A 14,620-nucleotide genomic window follows, 5' to 3' on the forward strand; every position below is an offset into this window, starting at 1 on the left:
AACGTAAGGGCTGTTTAATATCCCTTATTATTACGTGTTTATTCATCGGTTTTATCAATCTTTACAGTCGCTTGCGGAAACCAGCTTTGTGTTTTGCCGGTCAGGAAATAAACCGTTAGTCCCAACCATTCATGCCAGGCTGTTTCTAACACAGCAAGATGGGCTGGTAAGTCAAAATCCCAATAGCGGTTGTTGGCGTGGTTACTTCTATAGTCAACCGGATAAGGGATCACATTGATGTGTTGTTTTTTAGCAATGCCAACCGCTCTAGGCATATGAAAAGCGGATGTGACTAAAACATAAGTGCCCGCCGGTTTCGGTAGTAATGGTTTCAGCCTTTGGAAATTCTCATAAGTATTCCGTGCCTGTGGTTCGATAACTAACCGTGACGCATCGATACCCGCTTGTGAGAACAACTGTTGAAACACTTGACCATCACTATCCAGATTTTGTCTTTGTACCAAATTACTGCCACCCGACACAATAATTGGCAAGTCGGGGTAGAGTCTGGCTAACTCAGCAGTTTGCAGAATACGTTCCGCGCCATCGCCTACTTGCGCTTTTTGCCAACTATCAGATAGTTTTAGCTGCTCAGCGCCGCCCAGCATAATAATGCCGTCAAATGGTTCTGATAACTTTTCAGGGGCAGCAAAACGACTCTCCAGCGGATACATTAAATAATCACCGACCGGATAGCCCATCACGATAAATCCAATCAGGCTCATCAATAGTAATAAGCGCTTAGCTACGCGGATATAGTTAAGCCATAAAAGCAATGTGACCAACAGGAGCAGCCAAACCATCAGACTGGTAGGGCTAAGCAATCCCCACACTAGCTTGGAGAGCACAAAAAACAAATTATCCATTGGTTCTAGAAGCAGCAGCTGACGGGTAGAGGCCTAATTGCTCAATTAAACTGATGACCGCATCAGGCAAGAGGTAGCGTACATCTCGTCCCTGCTCTAATGCATCACGAATCGCTGTGGCCGAAATTGACATTTGTGTCACCGATACTGACCAGATTTTCCCAGCACTTAATTGACTGTCTTGTTTTTGAGCCTGATGAGTTTCATAAAATGTTTGTAACTCATCGCTCATCAACAAGGCTTCGTCTGCGCGCTGCATCACCACAATATGGGCTAGCTCAATAATCTGTTGCCAGCGAGACCAGCTTGGCAAGCTACAAAAGGCATCCGTCCCCATCAATATAAACAGCGGATTGTCTGGAAAATCTTCTCGCAAACTGAGCAAAGTATCCACGCTATAAGATGGTCCATCTCTGCCTAACTCACGATCATCGACAACCAGTTTCGGGTGATTCTTAATCGCCAGTTCCAGCATCATCCGCCGTTGTTTTGCCGTGGCAACAGGTTCGATACGATGAGGTGGAATGGCACACGGTATCAAACGTAAGTGATCCAGATTCAACTGCTCGACAACATCCAAGCCAGTGCGTAAATGCCCAAAATGCACAGGGTCAAAAGTCCCCCTAACATCCCTATGGCTGGTTTATTTTCTGATCTGGCCACTACCTAATACTATCCATTTTTGTGACGTTAACCCTTCAAGTCCTACTGGTCCACGTGCATGAATTTTATCTGTCGAAATACCGATTTCCGCTCCGAGACCATATTCAAAGCCATCTGCAAAGCGAGTTGACGCATTCACCATCACAGAACTTGAATCGACTTCGGCCAGGAATTGTCTCGAGCGCTGATAATCTTGAGTAATGATCGACTCCGTATGACCTGAACTATGCGTATTGATATGTGCTATTGCCGCATCAATATCTTCAACGATTTTAATTGACAAGATAGGCGCCAGATATTCCGTATCCCAATCTTCTGCTGTCGCTTTGTTGATGTCAGGTAAAATCTCCAGAGTACGCTCACAGCCTCGCAACTCAACGCCTTCTTCAGCATATTTGACTGCTAAACGAGGCAACACGGCATTGGCTTCATCAGCGGCGACCAAGAGTGTTTCCATGGCATTGCATACGCCGTAGCGATGACATTTGGCATTCAAGGCGATGTTTTCAGCCATATCCAGATCAGCGCCTTTATCGATGTACACATGACAAATACCATCAAGGTGTTTAATCACAGGTACTCTGGCGTCTTGACTGATACGTTCAATCAGCCCCTTACCACCTCTGGGTACAATGACATCCACATACTCTGACATGGTAATCAGGGCGCCTACAGCCTCGCGATCCGTCGTTTCCACCACTTGAATCACTGTCTCGGGTAAACCGACCAGGTTTAGACCTCGTTGAATACATGCCGCAATGGCCTGATTCGAGTGAATAGCTTCACTACCGCCGCGTAATATGGTCGCATTACCGGACTTCAAGCACAGCGCCGCCGCATCCGCTGTCACATTCGGCCTAGATTCATAAATGATACCAACCACACCGAGCGGTACACGCATCTTGCCTAATTGAATACCTGAAGGACGATAAGTCATTTCGCTCACTTCCCCCACAGGATCAGGCAATGCTGCTATTTGTTCCAGGCCTTCAGCCATCGATTCAATGCGAGCATCTGTCAATGTCAGTCTGTCCAGCAAAGCAGCATCGAGGCCTTTGTCTTGTCCAGCTTTCAAATCACGCTCATTTTCTTGCTTTAATGATTCGGCATTCGCACGAATATCAGTAGCAATGGCCAATAAAGCACGATTCTTAATATCTGTACCTGCACTCGCCAGTTTGCGGCTGGCTGACCGCGCTTGCCGACCTAATGTGTGCATATAATCAGCGATGTTCAATTAAGCACTCCTTTCCAATATTTTTGTTGGTATATCGATGCCCGAAGCGCCTAAACAGAGTGTTTCCAGGAGACGCCATGGACAGTGTTTAGTCATACCTTTTGCTGCTTGATCAATATCAGACATTTGCTGCAAAAAAGATTGCCAGCGGGTATGGCTGTAGCGCTCTATGGCTTGTCGCATTACCGCTTTATTTTTATCCCATACCGGCGGTTTTTGAGAGGCAAAGACACGTTCCAAAGACTCACCAGAAGCCCATTGCGCTGACATATCGACCACGCGTTGCAGTGACCAACTGACAGCGGAGAAAACAGCCAGAATATCAATACCTTCTGCGCGTAGACGAGATAGTATACGTGGGATTCGTGCATGCTGTCCTGCAAACACAGCATCCATCAGACCAAATGCCTCAAACTTAGCATTATCAGCTACGGAGGCTAATACTAAGGCTTCATCAATCTGCCCATCAAGACTCAGTAAAGACAACTTTTCGATTTCTTGTGCGGCCGCAAATAAATTGCCCTCTACGCGTTCAGCAATCAAGGTAGCGATTTTAGGATCACTTTTTAAGCCTTTGGCCTGCATGCGTTGACTCACCCATTGAGGGAGTTGAGCTAAGGCAACTGGCCAGACAGGAATAGTGACACCTAACTTGTCCAGTTCGGTAAACCACTTGGCTTTCTGTGAGCGCGCATCAATTTTGCCACTGATGATTAATAGCGTCGTATCCTGCGGAGGATTGGAAGCAAATTTCCTCAATGCTTCCCCCCTCTTTACCTGGACTACCGGATGGCAGGCGAATTTCGATCAGTCGCTGGCTGGCAAATAAAGAGAGACTCTGCTCTTGCCATTTAATCTGAGACCAGTCGAAACGTCCTTCAATATTCCAGACTTCCCGCTCATTAGCACCGGCCTGACGAATCTGTTGACGAATGGTATCAGCGGCCTCTTCAATCAGTAATGCTTCTTCACCAAATAAGAGGTAAACAGGGTTGAGTGAAGCCGATAAATGAGTGTTTAACTGTTCGAGTCTTATCCGCATTGTTTACTTCATTGCTGATAGTCGTCTCAGCACATTCTGAACCATCTGTTTATTCAAATCATCTCGGATGACGGCTTGTTGTTCACTCATCGCTAATAGCTGATTACGGTCAAACTGATAATCGCGTCTAGCTTGAACCGTAATCACATCACTCATAGGTTCACCGTCAGGCGAAGAGACTTTGAAAGAAAAACGGGTTTCTAACTCATACTCTGTCACTTTGGCATCTGAACCAACAGACAACACATTCTGATCAAACACATTTTCCACGACCGTCATCACGGCTGCACCTTCTCGATAAGTATCCAGTACATGAATGCCGTTACGCGTCATGGCACGTTTTAATTGCAAGCCGAATGAATCTTGTCGTATGTTCAATCCTTGAATATAGATGGTTTTGAGTGTTTCTGGCACATTGGCTTCACCACGCAATTGAAAACCGCATGCTGTTAAGGTCAACATCAACACACCAGTCATCAAACTCATCATTACACGATTCATTTTTTTATCCTTATGTTAGCCGGCAACCACAATATTCAATAAACGGCCTGGAACCAGAATGATCTTACGAATCTCTTTACCTTCTGTGTAACGCTGAACATTTTCATCAGCAAATGCTACGGCCTCTACCTGCTTTTGTTCGGCATCTGCAGCAACTGAGATTTTCGAGCGTAACTTCCCATTCACCTGCACCATTAAATCAATTTTGTCTTGCTTCAATGCTGCCTCATCAACCAATGGCCAAGACACGTTCAGAATGGCCTCTTCATGTCCCAGAGTTTGCCATAAATGATGACAAATGTGCGGAGTGATGGGCGATAACATCAAGACGACCATCTCCAGAGCTTCCTGCATCACTGCACGTGCTTGTTCACTATCATCATTTAATTTAGTCAAGCTGTTCATTAATTCCATAACGGCGGCAATAGCCGTATTAAATGTATGACGACGACCAATATCATCCGTTACTTTTGCTAACGTTTGATGTGTCTGACGGCGTAAGGCCTGCAAGGCTTCTGGTAAATCAGACAATTCACCTTGCTTAACAATGCCTTGTTCAACATGTTCAGCCACGGCTCGCCATAAACGTCTGAGGAAGCGGTTGGCACCATCCACACCTTTATCAGACCATTCCAGTGACATTTCTGGTGGTGCAGCAAACATCATAAATAGACGTGAAGTATCGGCACCATACTGATCAATCAGCGCCTGCGGATCGACGGTATTACCTTTGGATTTTGACATTTTGGCGCCATCTTTCAGCACCATGCCCTGTGTTAACAGATTTTTAAATGGCTCGTCACCAGAGATTAAGCCTTCGTCACGCATGAGTTTATGGAAAAATCGTGCATACAATAAATGTAAAACTGCATGCTCAATACCACCAATATATTGATCGACAGGCAGCCAATAATCCGCCCTTTCATCCAGCATAGCTTCGGTATTATCAGGGCAGGCAAAACGTGCAAAATACCAGGATGATTCAAAGAAAGTATCAAAGGTATCGGTTTCACGATGTGCGGGTTTGCCACATTTAGGGCAAGTGCACTCATAAAACTCAGGCATGGATTTAATTGGTGAACCTGAACCATCTACAGTCACATCTTCAGGTAACACAACAGGTAAGTCCTGCTCTGGTACAGCCACAGGGCCACAGTCATCGCAGTTGATGATTGGTATTGGCGTCCCCCAATAACGCTGACGAGACACACCCCAGTCGCGAAGTCTGTAATTTACCTGACGTTCACCTTTATTCTGGCTGACCAGAAAATCAGCAATAGCATCAAACGCTTCTTGTGCTTTTAATCCATCAAATTGCTTAGAATTAATCAGCTCACCTTTATCAGTGAAGGCGGCTTTTGTTAAATCAATATCCTGTTCATCTAACGGTTTAATGACCTGTTTGATGGGCAACTGGTATTTTTGTGCAAATTCAAAGTCACGCTGGTCATGAGCTGGTACCGACATTACGGCACCGGTTCCATACCCCATTAATACAAAATTAGCCGCCCATACCGGTACCTGCTCTCCCGTTACCGGATGAATAGCCAATAAGCCGGTATCAACACCCTTTTTCTCTGCTGTTTCCATGGCGGCTTCAGACGTTTCCATTTTGCGGCACTCATCGATGAATGTTTGCAAAATAGGATTATCATTCGCCGCTTTGAGCGCGAGAGGATGCTCAGCTGCGACAGCGAGATAACTGACACCCATCAATGTATCTGGACGTGTGGTATAGACCTCTAATTTGTCTTCTGCACCGACCATATCAAATTGAATCTGCACCCCTTCTGAGCGACCAATCCAGTTTGCCTGCATAGTTTTCACCTGGTCAGGCCAGCCATCAAGCTGATCCAGATCCGCAAGTAACTGATCTGCATAGTCAGTAATTTTCATAAACCATTGCGGAATCTCACGACGCTCTACTTTGGTATCACAACGCCAGCAACAGCCATCAATGACCTGTTCGTTGGCCAATACCGTTTCATCATGAGGACACCAGTTCACGGCCGCCGTTTTCTTGTAGACGAGTCCTTTTTCAAACAATCGGGTGAATAACCACTGTTCCCAACGATAGTATTGAGGTGTGCAAGTGGCTAATTCACGCTGCCAGTCATAACCAAGTCCTAAACGTTGTAGCTGACCACGCATATAATCAATGTTTTGGTATGTCCATGCTGCCGGCGCCACATTATTTTTAATCGCAGCATTTTCTGCGGGTAAACCAAATGCGTCCCAGCCCATCGGTTGTAAGACATTTTTTCCCTGCATGCGCTGGTAGCGTGAAATAACATCACCTATGGTGTAATTACGCACATGTCCCATATGCAGTTGTCCACTTGGATAGGGAAACATCGACAAACAATAGAATTTTTCTTTAGACGTATCTTCAACAACATGGAAGCTGTTATTTTCCTGCCAATATTGCTGTGCAGCGGATTCTACTTGGTCGGGATGATATTCGTTTTGCATGGATTCTCTTTAAATCAGGGACTTGAAAAGCGCTAAGCATAACTCAGCAAGAGCAGGGCTCAAAATAATCTGTCGTTTTGCTTAGCTAAAAAATAAAAGCAGCTAAATCAGCTGCTTTTATTTCGTGGAGATAGCGTGGAAATAATTCAGTGTTATTTTCCCGCCGCCATCAATGTTTCATATTTTGCATAGAGCTGATCATGTGTTTCCTCGTTATCCGGATCTTTAGGAATACAATCCACCGGACAGACTTCAACACATTGTGGTGTATCGAAATGACCCACACATTCCGTACACAAATCGGGATCTATCTCATAGATTTCAGCACCTTGAGAAATAGCTCCATTAGGACATTCTGGTTCACAGACATCACAGTTAATACATTCATCAGTGATAAACAGCGACATGGTTTACTCCAGTAACTTTATAATATTATTTTAGCGTGCTTAGTCTTGGGCCGGCAATTTGCGTTTCAAGGCTTCTTGAACACAAGGCGCAACAAATTCAGAGACATCACCGCCTAATACAGCAATTTCTTTTACCAGTGTTGAAGAGACAAAGCTCAAATTCTCTGCTGGGGTGAGAAATAACGTTTCTACTTTTGATTGCATTCGGCGATTCATTGTGGCCAATTGCAATTCATATTCAAAATCTGAGACGGCCCGCAAACCACGAATGATAACATTCGCGCCCATACTCAATGCTTCATTCACCAGCAGGCCTTTAAATCCACTTACCTCAACATTCTCAATACCCAGCGTCGCTTTTTTCACTAACTCCACGCGTTCATCGAGACTGAACATGGGTTGCTTTCCCGGATTAATTGCCACAGCCACAATAATGCGTTCAAATAATGGTGAAGCACGCTTAATGAGATCAATGTGCCCGTATGTAATAGGATCAAACGTACCTGGGTATATCGCAACGGTACTCAATCTTGTTCTCCAGCATGAAATTCAAATAAGCAGTATTTTACATCACCTGCTTTTTTTCTTTCAATAAATGCCATGAAGTGGGTAATATCGGCATATCTTGCTTGGCAGGATACTCCAAATATATTAATGCCCCCTGACTTAAAATCCCTTGTGACACTAAATTTTCCGCTGTATCGGTCCATAAATCTGCCTGGTATGGCGGATCAATAAACACGATATCAAAAGGTATTGTTGATTCGATGATGGCCTGATTTGCCGAACTGTTTTTGATAACACAGTTTGACGCCTTCAGCGTGTCTGCATTCTGCTTAAGCTGCAAAAAAGCCTGTTGGTTATTTTCTATCAACACCACTTCTGCAGCACCTCTTGATGCCGCTTCGAAACCTAATGCACCACTACCTGCAAACAGGTCGAGACAACGACTGCCCCCCATAGACGGCTGCAACCAATTAAATATCGTTTCTCTCGTACGATCACTAGTGGGTCTCAATCCCTCGACTTCTGGGAAGGTGAGTTTTCTACCTCGCCAAACGCCACCGATAATTCTCAGCGAATTCGTTCTAGCCTTATTATTCTGTTTCGCCACCCACTAATACCGTTAACATGTTGTCTGCGTGAACGCGTCGTTTAAACGCCTCTTTTATATCCGCCACGGTGACAGCATTAACCTTATCGTTAAAGCTATCCAGGTAATCCAGTGGCAAGTTATAAAAGCCTATCATAGAAAGATAATCAGCGATCTTGCTATTACTATCCACTCTCAATGCAAACCCACCGGTAATATTTTGCTTAGCCGCTGTTAGCTGTGCTTGTGATGGTCCGTTTTTGATGTACGTATTTAATGTATCTTTCAGAACCTTAAGGGCTTGCTCAGCTTGATCGTTGCGAGTCTGTAAGCCAAACACATAAGGACCGGATTGTTGCATAGGGCTAAAATAACTATAAACCCCATACGTTAATCCACGCTTTTCTCGTACTTCATCACTCAAAATGGAGACTAACCCACTTCCTCCCAAAATATGATTACCAACATAGAGCGGGAAATAATCAGGGTCATCACGGCTGATGCCGACTTGTCCCATCATGATTGTGGTTTGTGAGGATGGAAACGGTAAAACGATCTCTTTATCCTGATTAAATGAACTCACAACCGGCAATTCAGGAGCTGCTGTTCCACTTTTCAGATCAACAGTTAACCGTGTGGCTAACTGCTGTGCTTGTGACTTGCTTACATCACCGACAATGACGACCACCGCATTTTTTGCGACATAATATTGCTGATAAAACGCCTTCAAATCAGCCAGATTGATTTTTTCAACGCTAACCGTATCTCCTGCAGGCATTTGAGCGTAGGGATGCTCACCATAGAGTTCTTGAAAAAAGTTCTTGTTGCCAAACTTTTTGGTGATTGTTTTTCAGCCTGAAGGCCTGTTAACAGCTGTTGTTTGATACGTAGAAATGACGTTTCAGGAAAGCTTGGTGACGACAGTATTTTTGCAAACATATTGACTGAGGTATCGAAGGCATTCGGATCTGTCAATGTACGCAAGCTCAGAATGGCCATATCTCGCTGAGAGCTTGCACTGTAGTTTGCACCGACTGATGAGAAGGCATCAGCAATGGCATCCGCATCTAAATCAGCCGCGCCCTCATCAAGCATGGCATTAGTCAGCTTTGCCAGACCTGGGTGGTCAGCATCTCTTGCTGCTCCGGCATTGAATACAATATTGATGTCCACCATTGGTAGTTCAGGTGCATTGACAAAATACACGCTAGCACCATTTTCAGTCGTCCACTTTTGAATGTCAGGTGAGGCAAAGACACTAGAACTGACAGTGAGTGTGATGAAAAAAATCCATTTTTTAATGGACATATTGACCTCCAGCAGATGAAACAGGACGATGACCATCCAGCGGTAAAGGCACTAGTTCGCCCACCGTTAATAGATCATTGTTGAAATATTTATTGGCAACGGCCTGAACTTGTTCAGCAGTTACCGCATTGATGTTGTCGACATATTGTTCACCCACTTGCCAGTCGACACCAATGGTTTCCAACATACCAATCTGCATGGCTTGGTAAAACACACTATCTTTTTCATACACAGCATTGGCCACAACTTGTGCTTTCACACGTGCTAGCTCTTCATGACTGACAGGCTGATTTTTTAGTTGAGAAATCTGCTCGATAATCGCTTTTTTCAAATCATCAACGGACTTCTCATTTGCTGGCGTTCCCACAACGATAAATAAATCAGAGAGGCGTGAAAACAGACTATTGCCAGCGCCAACACTGGCAGCTACCTGTTGTTCACGCACGAGTTGTTTAGCAAATCGCGCGCTGTTACCACCATCCAAAACATTAGCTAAAACTTCAAGCGCGTAGGGCTCCCATTCCTGGTCTTTATCAACCGTTGTCACCGAAGGTACTTTCCAGCCCATCATCAGGTAAGGTAATTCTGCCGGTGCTTTCACCTCTACTTGCCTCAAACCTTTTTGAGTTATCTCTACCTGAGGTTTCAATGCTGCAATTTTTTCCGCTTTCAATGGACCAAAATATTTTTTGGCTAAGGCCAGAACGGCTTTAGGTGAAACATCTCCCACTACCACAAGAGTAGCGTTATTGGGTGCATACCATTTTTTATACCAGGCACGTAAGTCTTCTGCTTGATAATGCTTAATATCATTCATCCAACCAATCACTGGCCAATGGTATGGACTACTGACAAAGGCTGCAGCACTGAATTGTTCTCTCAGCAGAGATTGAGGATTATCATCGGTGCGCATTCGGCGCTCTTCAGTCACGACTTCCCGTTCTTTTAATAACTCCTCAGGGTCAATAATTAAATTGCGCATTCTGTCTGCTTCATGTTTGAAACTGACTTCTAATCTATCTTTGTGGAGCTTCTGAAAATAGGCCGTATAATCTTGTCCTGTAAATGCATTTTGCTCGCCGCCATTCTCAGCAATGATATGAGAAAACTCATTTGGTTCAAGATGTTTAGTCCCCTTAAACATCATATGTTCCAGCATGTGCGATATCCCCGTTATACCGTTATGCTCGTAGCTTGACCCCACTTTGTACCAGACTTGTGAAACGACCACAGGCGCACGGTGATCTTCTTTAACTATCAGCTTCAGTCCATTCTCCAACTGAAACTCACTCACGTTTGCCAAAGCCACCATGGGTAAGAAAAAAACAACCCAAGCCACATTTTTTATATTCAGCATCTGCATCTCTTTTTTTGTAACGCGTGATAAGATTTACCGTCGAAGTTTAACGACAAGCAGAGAATATGTTTAGTTTCCTTAAAAGAAAGTCCAAAACACCCGAATCAGACGCGCCTATCGCTGAAGATAATGTTGTTGAAAAATCACCAGAATTATCTGCTTCAGAAGAGCAGACAAAAGATACAAGTGAGACAAAGTCTCAACCTGGTTTTTTCAGCCGTCTTAAGCAAGGTCTGAGCCGAACCAGCAGCAAGCTGACTGATGGCTTTGCCAATTTAATCCTTGGCCGTAAAACTATTGATGATGATCTACTTGAAGAGCTCGAAACACAGCTGTTAACAGCAGACCTTGGTGTTGAGGCAACCAGTCGCATCATCAATGATCTCACCCAACGTGTAGCACGCAAACAACTTAACGATGTGGAAGCACTCTTTACCGCCATGCGTGAGGATATGATCAGTATTCTTGAGCCCAGTAGCCAGCCACTTGAATTACCGGAAAACTCCGACGGTCCATACGTCATACTAATGGTAGGAATAAACGGCGTAGGCAAAACCACTACGATAGGTAAACTCGCTAAGCAATTTCAACAGCAAGGTAAAAAAGTCATGTTGGCTGCTGGCGACACGTTCCGTGCGGCGGCTGTAGAGCAATTACAAGTCTGGGGGGAACGCAATAATATCCCGGTCATTGCACAAAAGACCGGAGCAGACTCGGCTTCTGTTATTTTCGATGGACTGCAGGCTGCTAAAGCACGAAATATGGATATTCTTATCGCCGATACAGCAGGTCGACTTCACACCCAGTCAAATCTTATGGAAGAGTTAAAAAAAGTGAAACGCGTGATGGGTAAAGTCGATGAAAGTGCGCCCCATGAAGTCATGTTAGTGCTTGATGCCGGTACAGGACAGAACGCACTTCAACAGGCCCAACAGTTTCAACAATCTGTTGGTGTCAGTGGTATCACACTAACTAAACTCGATGGTACAGCAAAAGGCGGCATCATTTTTGCCATCGCTAACAAAACCAAACTACCTATCCGTTACATTGGTGTGGGTGAAAAAATAGATGATTTACGTCCATTTAATGCCACTGATTTTGTCGATGCTTTGCTGGGAAAAGAAGAGATTAAATGATTCGTTTTACTGACGTTTACAAACGCTATACCAATCAGCATGAAGCACTATCCGGACTCAGTTTTGAGCTAGACAAGGGCGAAATGGCTTTCCTTACCGGTCACTCAGGTGCAGGCAAAAGTACGCTACTAAAACTGATTGCCCTGATCGAGCGAAGCACACATGGGCAAGTATGGGTAAACAATCAAAACCTGACACGACTGCCTAAGTGGAAAGTGCCGTACTACCGTCGTAAGATCGGCTTAGTATTTCAGGACCATAATCTGCTACATGATCGAACTGTTTTCGACAATGTTGCTTTGCCTTTAATCATAGCCGGTGAAAATCATCGTGAGATCGGACGACGCGTCAGGGCGGCTTTGGATAAAGTGAACCTGCTGGGCAAAGAACGTAATCTGCCTATTGCCTTGTCCGGAGGTGAACAACAACGCGTCGGTATTGCCAGAGCCGTTGTCAACAGACCTCCAGTACTACTGGCCGATGAACCGACGGGTAATCTGGATCCTGAACTTTCTAGAGAAATCATGCATCTTTTTGAACAGTTTAATCAGGTCGGCGTCACCGTATTTATCGCCAGTCATGATCATGAATTAATCAGCACTATGCCCTATCGTCAGCTTACTCTACATCAAGGACGTCTTGCCTGATATGTTGTCATTCAACCTACCCAATTATCTTTTAAGACACCTACAGGTGATGCTGTACAGTCTGGGACAGTTGTCCAGAACACCTGTTGCCAGTGTTATGACGGTTCTGGTCATCGGTATTGCTTTAGCGTTACCCGCTGGTCTTTATGTATTACTGAAGAATGTAGAACAAGTGGCAGGACAGTGGGATGATGCCAGTCAGATCTCTTTGTTTTTAAAACCTGGTACTAATGATGCACGAGGCAAACAACTCGCTGAACAATTACTCGCCTGGCCGGATGTCACCGCCGTCGATTATCATTCTGCCAAGCAGTCATTGGAAGAGTTTAGACATTTATCTGGCTTAGATGACATTCTTGATAGCTTGCCAACCAATCCTTTGCCACCGGTTATCATCATCAAACCCAAAGAAACCGAGCATGAAGAGGCTATTCAGGGCTTACTTGAGCGCTTGCAAAATATGCAAGAAGTGGATCTGGCACAACTTGATATGGCCTGGTTAAAACGACTTAAATCTATCAATCAAACTGGTCAGAGAGGGATCACCATTCTTGCCGTCCTCTTGTCACTAAGCGTATTACTTGTCATTGGTAACACTATCCGCTTGGCAATATTAAATCGACAAACCGAAATACGCGTCATAAAACTTGTAGGTGGTACTAACGCGTTTGTCAGACGCCCTTTCCTCTATACAGGGTTTTGGTACGGTTTTTTTGGGGGTGCGATTGCCTGGTTAACATTACTCATAGCTCTAATTGCCATCAATGGCCCCATTTCCAGACTGACGGCACTCTATGACAGTCAGTTTTCGCTACAATGGATGCTAGGACAGATGTTTCTCTCCCTGCCACTTTTTGGTCTGTTTTTGGGTGTTTTAGGGGCATGGTTAGCTGTAGGTAGACACCTTAATGACATTGAACCAACTTAGTATCGAAACAGGAACTTTTTCCAAAAATACGCTTCTTATAGTTGACACTAATCCTTTAGTGATATGATTAAAGGAATGACTCTCAGGAGACTGTAATAAATGACAACGAATGTAGCTCAATATGACATGGCTTTAGCTCCTATTGGTAACTTGGATGCTTACACCAGTCTTGTGCACACCATTCCTGTATTAACTGAGGAAGAAGAATACGACCTCGCCTATCGCCTGCAAAACGAAGGTGATCTCAAAGCAGCGCAAAGACTTGTTTTATCGCATCTACGTTTTGTTGTTCGTATTGCCAAAGGATATAGCGGTTATGGACTGCCCGTTGCTGACCTGATTCAAGAAGGTAACATTGGTTTGATGAAGGCAGTAAAACGGTTCAACCCTGAAAAAGGTGTGCGTTTAGTTTCTTTTGCTGTTCATTGGATTCGTGCCGAAATTCATGAATACGTGATTCGTAACTGGCGCATTGTGAAAATTGCTACGACAAAAGCACAACGTAAGTTGTTTTTCAATCTTCGCAGTGCAAAGCAACGTCTTGGTTGGTTAAACAAAGAAGAAGTTGAAGCTGTTGCCGAAGATTTAGGTGTCACAGCCGATAATGTGATGGAAATGGAGCGTAGACTGGCACAGCCTGATACCTCTTTTGACTTACCAAATGATACGGATGACGAAGAAAACCATTATTCGCCGATTGCTTATTTAGCTGCTAACGATGACTCGGATCCTTCTAATCAGTTGGAAGATGATAATTATGCTGATTATCAACAACAAAAATTATCCAATGCATTAGCGACCTTAGATGATCGTAGCAGAGATATCATTATGCAGCGCTGGTTAAGCGAAGATAACAAAGCAACGCTTCATACATTAGCTGATCAATATCAGGTGTCTGCAGAACGTATAAGACAGATTGAAAACAACGCTATGAAGAAACTCAAACACTTAATGGTGTAAAAA

General features: G+C 44.3%; 17 protein-coding genes. 4 read left to right on the forward strand and 13 right to left on the reverse strand.

All coding sequences use genetic code 11. The features are described from left to right. Positions 1 to 38 precede the first annotated feature (38 nt). The 13 genes from QUE24_RS03445 to QUE24_RS03505 form a co-directional block, all read right to left on the reverse strand. A complete protein-coding gene (locus QUE24_RS03445) occupies positions 39 to 866 on the reverse strand; it encodes a YdcF family protein (RefSeq protein ID WP_286305264.1) in 828 nt (275 codons plus the stop codon). Further along, positions 859 to 1,473 carry a nicotinate-nucleotide adenylyltransferase gene (gene nadD / locus QUE24_RS03450; RefSeq protein WP_286305265.1) on the reverse strand — a complete coding sequence of 205 codons (615 nt, stop codon included), beginning with the start codon at positions 1,471 to 1,473 and terminating at the stop codon, positions 859 to 861. The genes QUE24_RS03445 and nadD overlap by 8 nt, the downstream gene beginning before the upstream one ends. A 36-nt stretch (positions 1,474 to 1,509) precedes the next feature. After that, positions 1,510 to 2,766: a glutamate-5-semialdehyde dehydrogenase gene (locus tag QUE24_RS03455; RefSeq protein ID WP_286305266.1), complete on the reverse strand. Its 1,257-nt coding sequence runs from the start codon at positions 2,764 to 2,766 to the stop codon at positions 1,510 to 1,512. Continuing rightward, on the reverse strand, positions 2,767 to 3,525 hold the full coding sequence (holA, locus tag QUE24_RS03460) for a DNA polymerase III subunit delta (RefSeq protein WP_286305267.1): 759 nt from the start codon (positions 3,523 to 3,525) through the stop codon (positions 2,767 to 2,769). Next, positions 3,461 to 3,808: a DNA polymerase III subunit delta gene (locus QUE24_RS03465; protein ID WP_286305268.1), complete on the reverse strand. Its 348-nt coding sequence runs from the start codon at positions 3,806 to 3,808 to the stop codon at positions 3,461 to 3,463. The genes holA and QUE24_RS03465 overlap by 65 nt, the downstream gene beginning before the upstream one ends. A 3-nt stretch (positions 3,809 to 3,811) precedes the next feature. Beyond that, the gene (locus QUE24_RS03470) at positions 3,812 to 4,309 is read right to left on the reverse strand and encodes an LPS-assembly lipoprotein LptE (RefSeq protein WP_286305269.1); all 498 of its coding nucleotides are present in this window, start codon (positions 4,307 to 4,309) and stop codon (positions 3,812 to 3,814) included. A 15-nt stretch (positions 4,310 to 4,324) separates the two neighbouring features. Beyond that, a complete protein-coding gene (gene leuS, locus QUE24_RS03475) occupies positions 4,325 to 6,781 on the reverse strand; it encodes a leucine--tRNA ligase (RefSeq protein ID WP_286305270.1) in 2,457 nt (818 codons plus the stop codon). Positions 6,782 to 6,933: 152 nt separating this feature from the next. Next, entirely contained in the window at positions 6,934 to 7,188 is a 255-nt protein-coding gene (locus QUE24_RS03480; RefSeq protein WP_007145791.1) for a YfhL family 4Fe-4S dicluster ferredoxin, read from the reverse strand. A gap of 39 nt (positions 7,189 to 7,227) precedes the next feature. After that, a complete protein-coding gene (gene coaD / locus QUE24_RS03485) occupies positions 7,228 to 7,716 on the reverse strand; it encodes a pantetheine-phosphate adenylyltransferase (protein ID WP_286305271.1) in 489 nt (162 codons plus the stop codon). A gap of 37 nt (positions 7,717 to 7,753) precedes the next feature. Continuing rightward, on the reverse strand, positions 7,754 to 8,302 hold the full coding sequence (gene rsmD, locus QUE24_RS03490; protein WP_286305272.1) for a 16S rRNA (guanine(966)-N(2))-methyltransferase RsmD: 549 nt from the start codon (positions 8,300 to 8,302) through the stop codon (positions 7,754 to 7,756). Continuing rightward, positions 8,286 to 9,059 (reverse strand): M16 family metallopeptidase, encoded by a 774-nt coding sequence (locus QUE24_RS03495; protein WP_286305273.1) that lies wholly within the window; start codon positions 9,057 to 9,059, stop codon positions 8,286 to 8,288. Before QUE24_RS03495 ends, rsmD begins: the two co-directional genes overlap by 17 nt. Then, positions 9,008 to 9,589: a M16 family metallopeptidase gene (locus tag QUE24_RS03500; RefSeq protein WP_286305274.1), complete on the reverse strand. Its 582-nt coding sequence runs from the start codon at positions 9,587 to 9,589 to the stop codon at positions 9,008 to 9,010. The genes QUE24_RS03495 and QUE24_RS03500 overlap by 52 nt, the downstream gene beginning before the upstream one ends. Next, positions 9,579 to 10,946 (reverse strand): M16 family metallopeptidase, encoded by a 1,368-nt coding sequence (locus QUE24_RS03505; RefSeq protein ID WP_286305275.1) that lies wholly within the window; start codon positions 10,944 to 10,946, stop codon positions 9,579 to 9,581. Before QUE24_RS03505 ends, QUE24_RS03500 begins: the two co-directional genes overlap by 11 nt. Before the next feature lie 65 nt (positions 10,947 to 11,011). Between QUE24_RS03505 and ftsY the strand changes: the two genes are divergently transcribed. The 4 genes from ftsY (at position 11,012) to rpoH (ending at position 14,617) form a co-directional block, all read left to right on the forward strand. Continuing rightward, the gene (gene ftsY, locus QUE24_RS03510; RefSeq protein WP_286305276.1) at positions 11,012 to 12,082 is read left to right on the forward strand and encodes a signal recognition particle-docking protein FtsY; all 1,071 of its coding nucleotides are present in this window, start codon (positions 11,012 to 11,014) and stop codon (positions 12,080 to 12,082) included. Further along, positions 12,079 to 12,729, forward strand: a complete 651-nt coding sequence (gene ftsE, locus QUE24_RS03515) for a cell division ATP-binding protein FtsE (RefSeq protein WP_286305277.1) — start codon at positions 12,079 to 12,081, stop codon at positions 12,727 to 12,729. The genes ftsY and ftsE overlap by 4 nt, the downstream gene beginning before the upstream one ends. 1 nt (position 12,730) lies before the next feature. After that, on the forward strand, positions 12,731 to 13,657 hold the full coding sequence (ftsX, locus tag QUE24_RS03520) for a permease-like cell division protein FtsX (protein WP_286305278.1): 927 nt from the start codon (positions 12,731 to 12,733) through the stop codon (positions 13,655 to 13,657). A gap of 99 nt (positions 13,658 to 13,756) precedes the next feature. Next, entirely contained in the window at positions 13,757 to 14,617 is an 861-nt protein-coding gene (rpoH, locus tag QUE24_RS03525) for an RNA polymerase sigma factor RpoH (protein ID WP_286305279.1), read from the forward strand. Positions 14,618 to 14,620 lie beyond the last annotated feature (3 nt).

The organism is Methylophaga marina, assembly GCF_030296755.1.
In the GTDB taxonomy this organism is placed as follows: Bacteria; Pseudomonadota; Gammaproteobacteria; order Nitrosococcales; family Methylophagaceae; genus Methylophaga; species Methylophaga marina.

What these genes read in the sequence shown, in the direction of transcription:
- QUE24_RS03445 (WP_286305264.1), bottom strand. Translation starts at nt 866, where the DNA reads ATGGATAATTTGTTTTTTGTGCTCTCCAAGCTAGTGTGGGGATTGCTT.
- rpoH (WP_286305279.1), top strand. Translation starts at nt 13,757, where the DNA reads ATGACAACGAATGTAGCTCAATATGACATGGCTTTAGCTCCTATTGGT.
- QUE24_RS03500 (WP_286305274.1), bottom strand. Translation starts at nt 9,589, where the DNA reads ATGTCCATTAAAAAATGGATTTTTTTCATCACACTCACTGTCAGTTCT.
- QUE24_RS03495 (WP_286305273.1), bottom strand. Translation starts at nt 9,059, where the DNA reads ATGCCTGCAGGAGATACGGTTAGCGTTGAAAAAATCAATCTGGCTGAT.
- ftsY (WP_286305276.1), top strand. Translation starts at nt 11,012, where the DNA reads ATGTTTAGTTTCCTTAAAAGAAAGTCCAAAACACCCGAATCAGACGCG.
- QUE24_RS03505 (WP_286305275.1), bottom strand. Translation starts at nt 10,946, where the DNA reads ATGCTGAATATAAAAAATGTGGCTTGGGTTGTTTTTTTCTTACCCATG.
- ftsE (WP_286305277.1), top strand. Translation starts at nt 12,079, where the DNA reads ATGATTCGTTTTACTGACGTTTACAAACGCTATACCAATCAGCATGAA.
- leuS (WP_286305270.1), bottom strand. Translation starts at nt 6,781, where the DNA reads ATGCAAAACGAATATCATCCCGACCAAGTAGAATCCGCTGCACAGCAA.
- QUE24_RS03480 (WP_007145791.1), bottom strand. Translation starts at nt 7,188, where the DNA reads ATGTCGCTGTTTATCACTGATGAATGTATTAACTGTGATGTCTGTGAA.
- ftsX (WP_286305278.1), top strand. Translation starts at nt 12,731, where the DNA reads ATGTTGTCATTCAACCTACCCAATTATCTTTTAAGACACCTACAGGTG.
- QUE24_RS03470 (WP_286305269.1), bottom strand. Translation starts at nt 4,309, where the DNA reads ATGAATCGTGTAATGATGAGTTTGATGACTGGTGTGTTGATGTTGACC.
- QUE24_RS03465 (WP_286305268.1), bottom strand. Translation starts at nt 3,808, where the DNA reads ATGCGGATAAGACTCGAACAGTTAAACACTCATTTATCGGCTTCACTC.